At 43.0% G+C, this 14,634-nt stretch carries 14 protein-coding genes; 12 read left to right on the top strand and 2 right to left on the bottom strand.

Features of this window, described 5'->3' with window-relative positions:
* Window positions 1-17 precede the first annotated feature (17 nt).
* The 5 genes from AAGA51_RS14725 to AAGA51_RS14705 all read left to right on the top strand — a co-directional run bounded on the left by AAGA51_RS14725 (window position 18) and on the right by AAGA51_RS14705 (window position 4,448).
* A complete protein-coding gene (locus AAGA51_RS14725; RefSeq protein ID WP_042488019.1) occupies window positions 18-356 on the top strand; it encodes a metalloregulator ArsR/SmtB family transcription factor in 339 nt (112 codons plus the stop codon).
* Window positions 357-438: 82 nt separating this feature from the next.
* Window positions 439-1,443, top strand: a complete 1,005-nt coding sequence (locus tag AAGA51_RS14720; RefSeq protein ID WP_042488023.1) for an ArsJ-associated glyceraldehyde-3-phosphate dehydrogenase — start codon at window positions 439-441, stop codon at window positions 1,441-1,443.
* Window positions 1,443-1,955 carry a cyclin-dependent kinase inhibitor 3 family protein gene (locus tag AAGA51_RS14715; protein ID WP_042488027.1) on the top strand — a complete coding sequence of 171 codons (513 nt, stop codon included), beginning with the start codon at window positions 1,443-1,445 and terminating at the stop codon, window positions 1,953-1,955. Before AAGA51_RS14720 ends, AAGA51_RS14715 begins: the two co-directional genes overlap by 1 nt.
* 49 nt (window positions 1,956-2,004) lie before the next feature.
* Window positions 2,005-3,228, top strand: a complete 1,224-nt coding sequence (gene arsJ, locus AAGA51_RS14710) for an organoarsenical effux MFS transporter ArsJ (protein ID WP_042488029.1) — start codon at window positions 2,005-2,007, stop codon at window positions 3,226-3,228.
* Window positions 3,229-3,434: 206 nt separating this feature from the next.
* On the top strand, window positions 3,435-4,448 hold the full coding sequence (locus AAGA51_RS14705; RefSeq protein ID WP_042488032.1) for an acyltransferase: 1,014 nt from the start codon (window positions 3,435-3,437) through the stop codon (window positions 4,446-4,448).
* A 39-nt stretch (window positions 4,449-4,487) separates the two neighbouring features.
* On the opposite strand, the gene AAGA51_RS14700 is transcribed toward AAGA51_RS14705, so the two are convergent.
* Entirely contained in the window at window positions 4,488-4,817 is a 330-nt protein-coding gene (locus AAGA51_RS14700) for a DUF2500 domain-containing protein (RefSeq protein WP_042488035.1), read from the bottom strand.
* 234 nt (window positions 4,818-5,051) lie between these two features.
* On the opposite strand from AAGA51_RS14700, the gene AAGA51_RS14695 reads away from it, so the two are divergent.
* The 4 genes from AAGA51_RS14695 (at window position 5,052) to AAGA51_RS14680 (ending at window position 8,001) form a co-directional block, all read left to right on the top strand.
* Window positions 5,052-5,420 carry a hypothetical protein gene (locus AAGA51_RS14695; protein WP_042488037.1) on the top strand — a complete coding sequence of 123 codons (369 nt, stop codon included), beginning with the start codon at window positions 5,052-5,054 and terminating at the stop codon, window positions 5,418-5,420.
* Window positions 5,421-6,314: 894 nt separating this feature from the next.
* The gene (locus AAGA51_RS14690; protein ID WP_174435424.1) at window positions 6,315-6,959 is read left to right on the top strand and encodes a lysoplasmalogenase; all 645 of its coding nucleotides are present in this window, start codon (window positions 6,315-6,317) and stop codon (window positions 6,957-6,959) included.
* A gap of 83 nt (window positions 6,960-7,042) precedes the next feature.
* Window positions 7,043-7,279, top strand: coding sequence for a YecH family metal-binding protein (locus tag AAGA51_RS14685; protein ID WP_081878745.1), 237 nt, complete (start codon window positions 7,043-7,045; stop codon window positions 7,277-7,279).
* 134 nt (window positions 7,280-7,413) lie between these two features.
* Window positions 7,414-8,001, top strand: coding sequence for a YhgN family NAAT transporter (locus AAGA51_RS14680; RefSeq protein WP_042488042.1), 588 nt, complete (start codon window positions 7,414-7,416; stop codon window positions 7,999-8,001).
* A 114-nt stretch (window positions 8,002-8,115) separates the two neighbouring features.
* Here AAGA51_RS14680 and AAGA51_RS14675 read toward each other — a convergent pair whose 3' ends face one another.
* Window positions 8,116-9,015: a helix-turn-helix domain-containing protein gene (locus tag AAGA51_RS14675; RefSeq protein WP_042488045.1), complete on the bottom strand. Its 900-nt coding sequence runs from the start codon at window positions 9,013-9,015 to the stop codon at window positions 8,116-8,118.
* A 206-nt stretch (window positions 9,016-9,221) separates the two neighbouring features.
* On the opposite strand from AAGA51_RS14675, the gene AAGA51_RS14670 reads away from it, so the two are divergent.
* From AAGA51_RS14670 to AAGA51_RS14660, 3 genes are all read left to right on the top strand, one after another.
* Window positions 9,222-10,562 carry an MATE family efflux transporter gene (locus AAGA51_RS14670; RefSeq protein WP_042488047.1) on the top strand — a complete coding sequence of 447 codons (1,341 nt, stop codon included), beginning with the start codon at window positions 9,222-9,224 and terminating at the stop codon, window positions 10,560-10,562.
* Between the two features lie 344 nt (window positions 10,563-10,906).
* A complete protein-coding gene (locus tag AAGA51_RS14665) occupies window positions 10,907-12,214 on the top strand; it encodes a carbohydrate porin (RefSeq protein ID WP_042488049.1) in 1,308 nt (435 codons plus the stop codon).
* A 146-nt stretch (window positions 12,215-12,360) separates the two neighbouring features.
* The gene (locus AAGA51_RS14660; protein WP_255209401.1) at window positions 12,361-14,391 is read left to right on the top strand and encodes a methyl-accepting chemotaxis protein; all 2,031 of its coding nucleotides are present in this window, start codon (window positions 12,361-12,363) and stop codon (window positions 14,389-14,391) included.
* Window positions 14,392-14,634 lie beyond the last annotated feature (243 nt).

Raw genomic sequence — 14,634 nt, 5'->3', positions numbered from 1 at the left:
ATATATGAGAGATAGCTATGTTACCTCATCAGTTTTTTAAACTACTTGCAGATGAAACTCGAATGAGATGTTTACTGCTAATCGCAAGAGAACAAAGGTTGTGCGTGTGTGAGTTAACGCATGCGCTTGATGAAAGCCAGCCTAAAATTTCTCGTCATCTTGCCCAGCTGCGTCAGTCGGGTGTTTTGACTGACGAACGTCAAGGCCAGTGGGTGTACTACAAGGTTTCTGATCAGTTACCTGGGTGGCTAAACAAGATTATCGATGGTTTGAAGCAATCAAACTGTTTACAGCAGCAATACAGTGTCGATACGCAGCGTTTGAGCGATATGACGGACAGACCGTCTTGCTGCTAACGAATTGTTCCACATGCGCTTCTTATTAAAAGAACCGCTTGCTGCAAAAGCTTTTTAATTTCAGATATTAGGGAAACAAAGAATGACAATTAAAGTGGGTATTAACGGCTTTGGTCGTATTGGTCGATTAGCGATGCGTGCTGCGTACGATTGGCCTGAGTTAGAGTTCGTACAAATTAACGATGTGGCAGGTGATGCCACCACACTGGCGCATTTGTTGGAATTCGATTCTATCCAAGGTCGCTGGCACCATGAAGTTGCCGCAGAAGGCAATGAAATCGTCATTGCTGGAAAGCGCATCAAAACGACTCAGGAACGTGATATCGCTGCAATTGACTGGTCTGGTTGTGATGTGGTGATTGAATCGACAGGTGTTCACCGTAAAACTTCATTCCTCAACAAGTATCTTGAGCAGGGTGTAAAGCGTGTCGTTGTCTCAGCACCTGTGAAAGAAGAAGGTATCGCCAATATTGTTGTGGGTGTCAATGACCACATTTTTGACCCAGCACAGCATCGTATTGTGACTGCGGCTTCTTGTACCACAAACTGTATTGCACCAGTGGTAAAAGTGATTCATGAGAAATTAGGTATCGAGCAATCTTCTTTCACCACCATTCACGATTTAACCAACACTCAAACTATCCTTGATGCGCCACATAAAGATCTACGTCGTGCTCGCGCATGTGGCATGAGCTTAATTCCAACTACAACAGGTAGTGCAACCGCTATCGTGGAAATTTTCCCTGAACTAGCAGGCAAAATTAACGGCCATGCAGTACGTGTTCCATTAGCGAACGCATCGCTGACGGACATCATTTTTGACGTCAAACGTGATACCACAGCTGAAGAAGTTAATGCATTGCTGAAAGAAGCATCTGAAGGTGAGCTTAAAGGCATTCTAGGTTTTGAAGAGAAGCCATTAGTGTCTATCGACTATCGTGGTGACCAGCGTTCAACCATCGTTGATGCTCTATCAACTATGGTTGTTGGGACGCGCATGGTGAAAATCTATGCTTGGTATGACAATGAAATGGGCTACGCAACCCGTACGGCTGAGCTAGTCCGTAAAGTAGGGGAGGCACAATAATGTCTAATTCAACCAAGGTTCACCCTACTTGGGAGCTCACTGTTGACTCATCAGCATTAGTATTGATGCCTTGTCCGGGCACCAAAGAGCTGGGTTTAACGGAAAGTATTCAGCAGTTAAAAGAAAGTGGTGTGAAAGCGATTGTCACTGCCATTACCCGTGAAGAGATGCATGAAAAACACGTTGAAGAGCTTGGCGTTATCGCGCAAGCCAACGGTATCTCTTGGATTCACCTGCCGATTGAAGACGATGCGGTGCCTGATGAGAGGTTTGCTGAGCATTGGCCAACCGTAAGTCCACAGCTTCGCAATCTGCTCAAAAAAGGCGATAAAGTTGCGCTGCATTGTATGGGTGGTTCTGGCCGTACGGGATTATTGGCAGCACATCTGTTGCTGGATATGAACTGGGACCTCGAAACCATTATTTCTCAAGTTCAATCGCTACGTCCGGGTGCGTTCACCAAGCCCGAGCAACGTGAATATATTGAACATGTAGCAGCAGTGATCAGCTAATTAAGCTTTGGGATCATTATGATCCCGAAGCTCCCTTTGGATCAGTATTATGTTGAAAGTGATTTCAAATTTGGATTCATCGATCCGCCAATATATGTTAGTGACGTTCAACTACTGGAACTTCACTCTCACGGATGGCGCATTGAGAATGCTGGTGGTGTTGTATTTCCATCAGTTGGGTTATGGAACCTTAGCCATAGCTTCTTTGTTCTTGTTTTATGAGTTCTTCGGCGTTGTGACCAATCTGATTGGCGGCTGGTTAGGTGCAAGGCTTGGCCTGAACAGAACGATGAATATTGGCCTTGCGATGCAAATCATCGCGCTGGTTATGCTGGCTGTTCCTCCGGCTTGGTTGACGATCCCATGGGTAATGGCTGCTCAGGCGATGTCTGGTATCGCAAAAGACCTCAACAAAATGAGCGCGAAAAGTGCGATTAAGACTCTGGTGCCTGATGAGCAACAGGGGGCTCTGTACCGTTGGATTGCAGTATTAACTGGGTCAAAAAATGCGTTAAAAGGGTTAGGCTTTTTCCTTGGCGGCTTGTTGTTAACAGCGGTTGGCTTTAAAGGTGCGGTACTGCTGATGGCTGCAGTTTTGACACTTGTGCTGATTGGTAGCTTGTCAGGGCTTAAACAGGAGCTGGGTAAAGCGAAGAATAAACCAAAGTTCTCTGAGATTTTTTCTAAGTCTCCTGCGGTGAATATTCTTTCTGCGGCTCGAATGTTTCTTTTTGGTGCTCGTGACGTTTGGTTTGTGGTTGCTTTGCCGGTCTATTTGGGAACGGTGTTCGAGTGGGATCACCTTTGGGTGGGCGGTTTCCTAGCCTTGTGGGTGATTGGTTACGGTATTGTGCAAAGCCAAGCTCCAAGAATTACGGGCAAGGCGCAAGGGCGAGTTCCTGATGGGCATGCTGCATTTCGTTGGGCGTTAGGGTTAAGTATCGTAACGGCTGCTGTGGCGTTAGGTATCAGCCAAAACTGGCATCCTCAATGGGTGATCGTGATTGGTTTAATGTTGTTTGGCGCTGTATTCGCGGTAAACTCATCGCTTCATTCCTATTTAATTGTCAGCTACGCCAAAGGAGACGGTGTCTCTCTTGATGTCGGCTTCTACTACATGGCTAATGCGATGGGACGACTGATTGGGACCATATTGTCTGGTTATCTCTTTCAGGTGAGTGGTTTAGCCGCCTGTTTATGGGTGTCATTAGCCTTTTTAATTGTGACCAGCATCATCTCATTGCGTTTACCAAGACTTAGCAGTGAGCATTGAATTCTTGCACCGAAGTGAGTTCTAACACTAAGCCCTCCGATGAGGGCTTTTTTTACGTCTAATTTTTCTGTTTGTTTACTCCCTGATATTCAATCAGTGTAATGTTGACTAAGGTTTACCACTGACTGACGTATTATTTTAATTGTGCTTTATAGTTGTAAATGAAAAATGGTTTCGAGTGCAGATTGACTAGAGAGAATCGTTGAATGACAAAACGAGTAATATTTTTTGATTTAATGCGCTGTGTGGCTGCGGTGGCGGTAATTGCGATTCATGTCCTAGCCCCTTATCGGGAGCTACAAAACTCGATTCCTTATGGTGAATGGGCGACGGCCGTTACGGTAAACGGCATGACTCGCTGGGCGGTACCTGTGTTTATTTTGATCTCTGGTGCCTTGATGCTGAGTGATACGCGTCCTTTTGATTTTGGTTATTACGTCAAAAGACGTCTTGGAAAGGTACTCGTTCCTTTTATTGCTTGGTCTGTCTTCTATGCCTACCTTTCTGGCTGGAGTTCTGCTGGCTTCGATTCTGCGTTAGCTGTGGAAGTACTGCAAAATAGCCCGCACCACGAGACGTACTATCATCTGGGCTTTTTCTACTATTTCATCCCGCTTTATTTTGTTATTCCTGTACTGCAATGGTTGATGAAACGAACGGATGACACGGCTTGGTATGTCTATCTTGGAATGTGGCTAATCACTACCACGTTATTCCTGTTCCATATTGATGGCCCTTGGAGCTATGAGATTTGGCTTTATATCGGCTATTTACCGCTTGGATATCTGCTTTATAAGAAGCTGCCGATTAATCCAGTAACGGTCGGGTTAGCGGTTGTTTTAGGTGGTGTTTCTTTCTACTTTACGGTGAATTCGGTAGTTGAGCTTAGTCTCGCAAATGGTGAGTACAGTGTCGGTCGCTGGTTCTCATACAAAACGCTTAACGTAGTGGTGGCGGCTAGTATGGTTTTTGTGTTGTGCCGTGCTGTTGGAGAATCATTATCCGAAGGTGCGAAGAAAGTGGTGAGCGTAATCAGCCAGCATAGTTTGGGTATTTATCTACTTCACCCAATTTTCCTTTGGCCAATGAAAGAGTTTGGTTGGCATCAGGGTCATCCGGCATGGGTCATACCTTTATGGATAATCATTAGCGGTGCAGGTGCGTTGGCGGTGAGTTGGTTATTGTCACAGTCGTCAAAGACTCGCTGGTTGCTGCCTTAGTGCAGACCACTTGGCTTATTTAATAACACTGATGACTCGTTAACGTTGTAAAGAAAAGTGGATGAACTGAGTTCCTCGATAGGTGAGTATGCCTTTGTCACCAGAATTAATAGAGTGAAAGTAGTGCGCTCCTACTTGGAACTCTCTCTTTGGACCCAAGCGGCCTTTTTGCACGTAGATCCAAAATTCTTGATCATCTTCTCCGATGAAAGGATTGTCTACCGCGATGGACTGCTTATCTAGAATGGTGACTTGTGCTTGTTTCTCTGGAGCGTTTTCACCTTGCATATGGTGTCGGTAGAAGCGAGAAAAAAGTAAGAGCGCCACTACAAGCAGCATGATGAGTGTTGCAAGTAAAGTAATCTGCATAGTGACTCCTAAAGCAAAATGATGGTTTCATTTTACGTATTAGTTTGATTTTTCGTGTTACGTAACGTTATAAAAGGGATATAGCGCGTTGATTGGTCTTATTTTTTCGGCGCACTTCACACTTTGTTGCTTGGCTTTGCCAATACTTAAAGTGAGATACGTATAAATAGAAAAGCCCATAAGTGAAAGTCGAAGAATCAGTACATTGATGGCGATTTTAAAAGGAGAACTTCGATGTCGGACATAGAACAAGTTGTTCTTCGTACTCGAAAGTTAGAAAGATTGCTGCGCGAACAGTATCACGCGCGAGGCAAAGGACTGCATCAACTGATCAGCAGTTGTGAAGAGCGTTTACCCCATGATGTTATCGCGAAACTGCGTTTTGTCGCGACAATTCGCAACAAAGTCGTGCATGAAGACCGCTATAAGCTTGAAGACCGCAGAGCATTTCTAGCTGTGTGTAATGAGTGTGAAAAAGAGCTCACACCTCGCAGTAGTCGTTTTGTATGGGGAATTGTAATTTCATTAGTCATGTTCATGACCATGATGGCTCTCGTTTTCTACTACATACATTGGGAAGAGCTAAGTAAACACATTCAGTAGCTGCGAAACGTTTAACAATTTGAAAATAAAAAAGGACGCAATTGCGTCCTTTTTTATTTGTATAACATTGGGTTAGTACATCATTGGCAGTGTCATCAAGCCAACGATAACTGCGATCATTACCAAACCTTGTTTTTGAGATGAAGAAATCATAACACTGCTCCTTTTCTGCCTATTCACCTGTGGAATTAGATTAACACTGTTTTAATGGCTTGATCAACACATTCTTTTCTAATGGCTTAAAATAATAACTTTAACTGGTCACATTTGCTCTATTTTGGTGATGTTTACGTGTGTTTTTGGTGCGTTCATTTAATCGCCCTTGTGGCTTTTTATTGCTCTATTTGGTTTTAAGTGTATGAAAATTATGTTTTTAAATGTTTTTTAATAGTGTTCTATTTCGTTTTTTTGATTGTGGGGGGCGGTTGGTCTGGTTTGGTCTTGTTAAGTTAATTTTGTTGTTGTTTATCCTGAAATGGTTTCCTTTGTTGATATCTTTTCTCATTAATTTTCTTTCTCACGGGAAATATTATCCATTATTGGCTACTAATTTTGTTTTTTGTCATTAGCTCGTTTGTGTTTTGCATTTTTGGGGTTTGTTGTATATAAATTATTGTAATTTAATGGTTTATTTTAATTGTTTATTCTTTTGTTTTAAAAAGGCAAACGTTTGCCTTTTTGTTTTATTGTGATTGTGTGGGGGGAATGTGGCTAGCCTTTGTTATTGGTTTAACTTTAGTGTTTAATGCATTTTTATTGGTGTGTTTAGGCGTTTTTAATGGGTAGCAGAGGAAAGTTGAGGGCAATGAATCATAATCAAGATCCAATTTTTGTCTTTCATTTCTGGACATCCGATCTAACCTCTCTACACTGGCGGCAGATTGTTAATGAGGTATAGGCATGTTGGGCTGGATTTCGGCTTTAATATCTGGATTTATCAGCATATCTGCGTTTGAAAGCAATAAAGCGAAGCTGGCTGTGGTGTTCAATACACTGTGTTTAGGTCTGTTATCGTTGATGCTGTTATTGTCGATAATAGGTAATCAGCAAGATGATTGGTCGGTAGCACCTTTATGGGTTCTTGCCGGTTTGGTCGTTTCTGTGGTTGCAGATATTTATAGAATTCAGCAAAAGCAGGCTAAAGCTTGTTTTAGCGCTTTTCTCGTCGTACAGCTCTTTTATAGCAAAGCGTTTTGGATACAACTTACCGGGCCGATGATCTGGTGGTTACCTGCTTTGCTCATTGCCGCAAGTATTGTGGCGTTTTTCCTCTTGTTACCTCAAATCGATACTCTTATTTTTCCTGTAACCATTATGGGAATGATGTTACTCCAGATGACATGGGCATCAGGGGAAGTTTGGATTACCACTCCAACACACGCATCTTTGCTCGGTTTTATCGGTAGCTTAAGTTTTATCGTTTCGACAATCATTCTCGCTATCCATGATTATCGACAGCCTTTGCGCTATGGCAAAACCTTAATCGGTGGAAGCTATCTACTCGCCCAAGCGCTAATTGTTGCCTCCGTTGTTATTTAAGGCTGTTTTAAATCAACGCTACGATTGAATAACAGCGATAAGCTAAGACTCCTTCTGTTCAAAAACTCAATAGGAGAGTCAAAGTGGAACAACACATTCATGCTCATAAAATTTTGAATCAGTTGAAGGTACAGCCTATGACTGAAGAGCAACTGCGTCAGTTTATTGCTGCTGAATTTGGCACCCAAGTGCTTTTCCGTACCTGCAAACTTTCTGGCATGGATACCGATACTGTGCTTGAGTTCTTTCAGGCAAAGCAGAAAGTGATCATTAAAGATGGTGTATGGCACTTAAATCTGGCAGAGATTTGTCAGCATTAATTTGTGCCTATAGTGATGGCCGTGTCTATTAGTTGTGCCAGTTTTTTCGTGCTTCAGGCCGCGATTGTTGCTAATCGTAAAATCTGAAGTACGTTGATATACTGCGCCATTATGCTTATTGACACTGAGACACTATGGACATCCTATCTGCCGCTACCTTGTTATTTCTCATCATGGATCCATTGGGCAACTTGCCTATCTTCTTATCGATCCTAAAACACATTGACGCCAAGCGCAGACGTATTGTTCTGATTCGGGAGATGCTGTTCGCTCTCGCGATTTTGATGCTGTTCTTGTTTGCTGGTCAGTCAATAATGGACTTCCTGCATGTCCAGCCTGAAACACTGAGTATTTCTGGGGGCATTATTCTTTTCATCATCGCGATTAAGATGATTTTCCCTAGCGCAGGCAGTATTACGGGGCTTGCTGCAGGGGAAGAACCTTTTATTGTGCCTTTAGCTATTCCTTTGATTGCGGGACCTACCGTGATTGCAACTCTGCTGTTACTCTCTAGTCAAAACCCGACTCAGCTGTTAGAGCTGTCTGCGGCTGTCATGATTGCCTGGACGGGAACTTCCGTCATTCTGATGTTTAATGGATTCTTCCATAAAATTCTGGGAGAGCGTGGTTTGAAAGCGGTTGAGAGGTTGATGGGTTTATTGCTGGTGATGATTTCTACGCAGATGTTCCTCGACGGTATAAAAAGCTACGTTGGTCTTTAGTCTGTTATTCAAAATTGGGTTAACGCAATAGTCAGAAAGTCACAAAGAAAATCGTTGATGAGTAAGTACGGTCTGTCTGCTTCTTTAGCTATTTAAGGTTTAGTTATTTAAGGGTTAGCTATGGGCTGTATCTTCAGTTTCTGGTTTTCTTTTTTGTTTGATGTATTGGCGTGGGCTTAAAGCGAATTTCTTCTTAAAGCATTTGGAAAAATAGTTGCTGTCACTAAAACCGGATTGCTCTGCCACTTGCTGAATCGGCATAGGATTGTCATTGGTCAGTAAGGCGTGCGCGTACTTGAGCTGCATCTCTCGTAAATACAGATTCGGCGATGTGTTGAGAAACTGTTTAAACAACCTTTCGAGCTGTCGCTGGCTAATAAATGCGGCTTGGGCGATATCGCGACTATGCATATTGCTGCCGGTAAAATTTTGTTCAATAAATATCAGCGCTCTGCCTAAAGCCATGGTGGTTTGAGGAAGGTCTTGCGTTTGTTGTTGGTACATTCGCGCCAAGGTAACTGCCAATTGCTGCATCAAACTGGTCAGCATGGTCTCAAAACCGTTCTCAGCTCGGTCATATTCTTGCCCGATTGTCTGAATGAGTTGTTCAACGATAGAAAACTGTTCGCCGTTTAAAGTTAGCTGTGAGCGGTACTTACTGGTTTGACGCGCAATCGGCTCAACTTTGAACATCGCTTGATAACCAGACAGTCTTCTGAGTGAAGGTGTCTCAAAAAATGGGGCATCGGCTTCAAACATCAAGTTAATGATTCTTAGCTTATCGACATCCTGAAAAGCGTGTTCAATATCCCCGTTTATTACGAATATATCTCCGGGATTTAGAGGGTAAATGTGCGACGAAACTAAGTGGTTGCCTTTGCCACTGATCACTAAAAACAGTTCAGAGTAATCATGACTGTGTAAGCCAAAATCATGGTAGTGATGGCAATCCAGATAAGCAAACTTCAGGTGTGGGTAACGCTGATGACGTTTTAGGTGATAAGTGGTCTCCATGTCGTTATTTTCCTTTTATTGGTCGCGTTTTTGGTAGAAGTTGCCTGTTGCCTATCATAGACTTAAGCGCCAAAAAATATCAAACCCATACTTGCATATCCCGTTCGGGCAAAAATATAGAATTAACCACTCTTTTATCTAGCCAGTGATGACACCCTGTCAGCCCACTCTGGGACAGCGTTACTATCCCTTTTAAGGTCAAAATAATGCCCAAAAATGAAAAATTTCATCAACGTATGTCTATTGTTGCTTTAACGTGGCCAATATTGGTGGAAATTTTGCTGAGGACTGCACTCGGTACCAGTGATGTATTTATGCTTTCTGGTTATTCAGATAAAGCGGTTTCAGCGGTTGGAGTCATCACTCAGCTAACCTTTTTCCTGATCATTGTTTCTACATTTGTCAGTAGTGGCACTGGCATTCTTATTGCTCAATACAATGGAGCGGAGCGAACTCAAGATGCGACTAATGTGGGCGTAGCCAGTATTGCGCTTTCCGTCGTTGTCGGTGTGTTGCTCAGTATTGCCGCGGTGCTGGGTGCTGTGCATCTTATCTCTTTTTATGGTCTCGAGCCTCAAGTTGAACTTTATGCTCAAGAATATCTCATTATCAGTGGCGCAATGACGTTTAACGTGACGATCGGTATTGTCTTTACCACCATTCTGCGCAGTTACGGCTATTCTCGCTCACCTATGGTGGTGAACATGGTCAGTGGTTTGCTGAATGTGGTTGGTAACTATATTGCGCTTTATCAACCGTTCGGCTTGCCTGTTTACGGGGTTCAAGGTGTAGCGATAGCGACGGTTGTGAGTCAGGTTGTTGGAACGGTGACTCTTGGCTTTATATTGAAATACAGCCCTATTTCATTGCCGATGGGCTCATTAAAGAACGTTCCTGCTGGGGTATACAAAAAAATTCTTAAAATAGGCGGAATGAATGCGGGTGAAGTGTTGTCCTATAACATGGCACAGATTGCAATTGTCTACTTTGTTGTGCAAATGGGAACCGCTTCGCTTGCTGCTTTTACCTATGCGCAAAATATCGCGCGTTTTTCGTTTGCCTTTGCTTTAGCAATAGGTCAAGCAACCCAGATTCAGACGGGTTACTACATCGGCAAAGGCTGGATAGAGAGTATTCTTAAGCGGGTGCAGATCTATTTCTTGGTGAGTTTTGTTGTCTCTATTTCTGCGGCCAGTGCCATTTATTTGCTTAGAGATTCGATATTGCCTCTGTTTACTCATCAACCGGAGATCTTGTATCTCACAGGGACATTAGTGATGGGGTCGATCATTCTTGAAGCAGGACGTGTGTTTAACCTTGTTTTTATCTCTGCTTTGAAAGGGGCGGGGGACGTTCGTTTCCCTGTACAAATAGGCATACTGTGCATGTGGGGTGTCGGGGTGTGTTTCTCTTACCTTTTAGGTATTCATTGGGGCTTTGGGGTCATTGGTGCTTGGATGGCGATAGCTTTAGATGAATGGGTGCGTGGCATCATTATGTTGGTGAGATGGCGTTCATCGTCTTGGGTTAGGTTCAAACTTCTGTAACATAAAGCTGTTTTCATATAACGGTGGAAGAAAGTTGTCCGTGAAAGTTTTCATAATGTTGAAAGTTTTCATGGGCAGTTTGTTTTTTAAGCACAAAGAGTACGAATATTTCGTGACTAAATTCGCTAAACCCCATGAAATGAAAGCGATTTCATTATTAGTAAATGAGAAAAATCGTTCTTAACTAGTTGAATTCAATTTAATATCCATATCAAAGACTCTTCGCGCTTGTTTCATGCTATTTATTTCGATACTCGGGTGTGAAGTCGGCAAATATTTTCAAACCTTTCATTACTTATTATTTCCCTGAATTAGAACAAACCTAAATTTAATAGGGAAATAACATGAAGAACTTTAAAGTTTTACCAATAACTTTTGCTGTGGCATCTATTTTATCCTCTGCCTCTGTGTTCGCGGCAGATACCGATATGTCAGCTTTAGAAAAGCGTATTCAAGAGCTGGAAGCTAAGGTTGTTGAAATTGATTATGTAAATGATCAACAACAAGCTGTATTGACGCCAGATACAAAAGTACCTCAAGGAATTATTTTCTCTGGTTATGCTCGCTACGGCGCACATTATTCAGATAGCGACAAACGTTATGTGGAAGGAGTCGGTAGTACTGGCAGAGCGGTAGGCCGTCTTGGTAATGAAGCTAACGGCGGTGAGTTCCAGTTAGGCAAAATATTCCAAGCGGATAATGGTGCTAAGTGGGACGTAGTGGTGATGTTTGATGAGTGGGCTCATCGTGATTGGCCTGCTGCCGGAGGTGTGAGCTTGAAAAAAGCGTACGCAGGTGTGACCAACATATTTGAAAGCCAACCTGAGCTGTATATGTGGGCAGGTCGTGACTTTCACGGTCGTCTACAACAAGGTCTGAACGATTACTTTGTATTCACGCACGATGGTCAAGGGGCGGGCTTCAACAACTTAAATCTTGGTGGCGCTAAGTTAGATATGGGCTTTGTCGGTAAAGTCGACTCGGACAAGGGTAGCTTGAACAATGACAATGGTCTTTACGCTATTACGTCAAGACTGCACAGCATCAATGCGGGTATCGGTAATCTTGATCTGTATGCTAACTATGGTTTTGCTTCTGATGAAGCTGGCGCTGCTAAAGCAGATGAAACGTCATGGCAAGTGGGTGCAGTATTGGGCCTAGGCAGCTCAAACAAACTGGTTATGAAGTACACTGATGGTGCTGATGATTCTGCATTTGATTTAAAAGGCGATGACTTTAACGTTCTGTATACCAGTTTAGAAGGTAACTACAAAGTATCTGATCAGTTCATTATCGATTATCTCGTTTCATACAAAAACCTATCAGGTAAAGATGTAGTAAATGATGCGGGTGATAATCTTGAGAGAAACGAATATTCAGGCATCATTCGTCCTCAATACCAATGGGATGAAGTGCATTCAACTTGGCTAGAAGCGGGTTATGCAATGGAAGACCATGACAGTGGTAAAGAAGTGAATGGCTGGAAAGTAACACTCTCTCAAAACGTTTCACTTGGTGGCCTACCTTGGAGCCGTCCAATGCTTCGCTTCTACACCACTGTGGGTGATGTTGAAACGACTGGAGCAGGTTCTTCTACTTCAACAACTGTAGATACAGTTGCAGTAGGTGCAATGTTCGAAGCGTGGTGGTAATCCACTCATAGTTTACTGTCTATCTATGTATTAGCCCCAAAGGCAGATTATTGGGGCTTGGTTTACCAACCAATTTAACTCCAACTTTGGGCACCAATGTGTGCCCATTTTTTATCTTGCAAAGAACAGCATGTAGTGGATTGTTTATGAGTAGGTGGAGTATGCCCTTTCAATCGTTAGTTTCTCGTCTCTATCTTGGTTGTGTGTGCGTTATCGCAATTATGATCGGGTCTGCATGGCTATCTGTCAGTAGTAACCAGAACGTTACGGCTAAGATGGAATCCATCACTCAAGATGCAACGCCGCTGATGCTTCGCTCAGCGCAGCTTACCATTGATTTTCTTAACATTAATCGCAGTTTGACGCCGTATTTATCGGCGCAGTATCTGGATGAATTGCCGCCCTTTGTTGAGTCAATTCAAGCCAATATCGAGACTTATAACACTCAGCTTCGTTGGTTTGTTGCTCAAACACAGCAGCGCCCAGACTTGCACGATTACGTAGAGCCAATCACTGTGCAGGGGGAGCAGGTATTAGCGGTTTTGAATGCTGTTATTGACGCACATGCCAGTTACTTAGATCAGTTAGACCAGAGCTATCTGTTGCAGTCTCAGTTCCAATCACTCGTCACTCAGTTGGGTAATGTGCTTCAACGTGCGCGCAGCAGCGCAGAATCGGCAGAGGCGCGAAAAGCCCTGGATGCACTTACCAGTCAAGTTGGTTTGTTGAACAACGAAGCTAACGAAGTGTTCAAGTTGCAAGATATGACGGAACTTCGTCCCGTTGCGCGTCGCCTGACCAATCGCCAGCGTTATCTTGACGAGAGTGAACAACTGCTGATCAAAGATCACTCAAAGCTCTATTCTTCGCTTGAAACACCACTATCCGTACTTAAACAACTCACGTTCCAACCAACAGGTGCCGTAAAGATGCATGTTGATGTGGTTGAACAAGCTGAGAATCTCGCTGAATTACGCTCTGAATTAGAGCAAAAAATTGATACTCAGTTGGCGAATGTCGATAATCTTTCCCGTTATGCAAATCAAATCGCCAACCAACTCTATGATGAAGCAAGACAAGCGTCGAGCGAGACTCGTTCGCTGTTTATTGGTATCTCGTTGGCCTCCATTTTTATTACGGCATGTCTGGTGCTGAGTTTTACCAATATGGTACGTAAAGCGACCGGACTTTTGCTCAATGCATTAAATCGAATTGCAGCTAAAGATTTGACTCAGGAAGTGGAATATTCGGCAAACAATGAATTTGGACAAGTGGCTGAAAAGGTCAACCTAGTTGTTCGTCACCTATCGATGATTATTGAACGCATACGTCAGTCAAGTTCCCAGCTCAACAGCACGTCTTTAACCAATCAAGGTATCAGTACCGAGCTCAATGACGCTATTTACGAGCAAACTTCGCAGACCGTATCAGTAGCTTCCGCGATGGAAGAAATTGAATGTTCGGTGACGGATATTGCCCAATCGACAGAGCACACACTGAGCTTAGTGACTGAAGCGGTTGAGCACTCCGATAAGGCGCAAACGGATATGACTGAGAACGTGGCTATGTTGGAGCGACTTTCTCAAGAGCTAAATCAGGTTACGGCAACGAATCAAGCTCTGGAACAAGAGAGCATCAGCATTGAATCTATCTTGGATACCATTTCTGGTATCTCTGAACAGACCAACTTACTCGCGTTGAATGCTGCGATAGAAGCGGCTCGTGCGGGTGAATATGGGCGAGGATTTTCAGTGGTTGCGGATGAGGTCAGGATTCTTGCGGCTCAAACTACGCATAGTGCGAAGGAAATTCAAAATAAAATTGAGCGTTTACAGCGTCAAACGGACATTGCTGGTAAACAGATTTCCAACTGCCTTTCTGGCATGACCCAAAGCATGCAGCAAGCCAAGCAGGTTAATGGTCGCTTTGTGAAATTGCATGAACTGCTTAATCAAGTGTCTCATCGTAGTCAACAAATCGCTTCCGCAACGATTGTTCACCAATCCGTTGCCAGTGAAGTGACGAAAAATGTTAGTCATATTCATTCGTTATCCGAGCAAAATTTACAGCGCTCAACCCAAGTAGCAGAGCATGGCGAAAAATTAGAGCGTTTGGCTGAAATTCAATTTGAATTGACGGAAAGTTTTATTTTGCAATCGGAAGAAAGAAATAAATAAGTTGTATAAATAAGAATTAAATATTGGTGTTTTAAATATTTTAAGCTTTTTAATAAGAATATTTATAACTAAGGATGCCTGACTGGGAAAATAAGTTTCATGAAACTGTTTCATGGAAGGGGATGAAATTGTAAGAGCTCTCTACTTTTATGAAAGCTCTATTTTTTCCCAAAAATTAGTGTGACCATACTCACTCATTACTCTCACTAACTACGGAATACTTGCCTTGTAAGCGTTTTCAAC

The sequence above is a fragment of the Vibrio diazotrophicus genome, assembly GCF_038452265.1.
Lineage (GTDB): Bacteria > Pseudomonadota > Gammaproteobacteria > Enterobacterales > Vibrionaceae > Vibrio > Vibrio diazotrophicus.
This window is presented reverse-complemented; position numbering and strand designations above follow the sequence as displayed.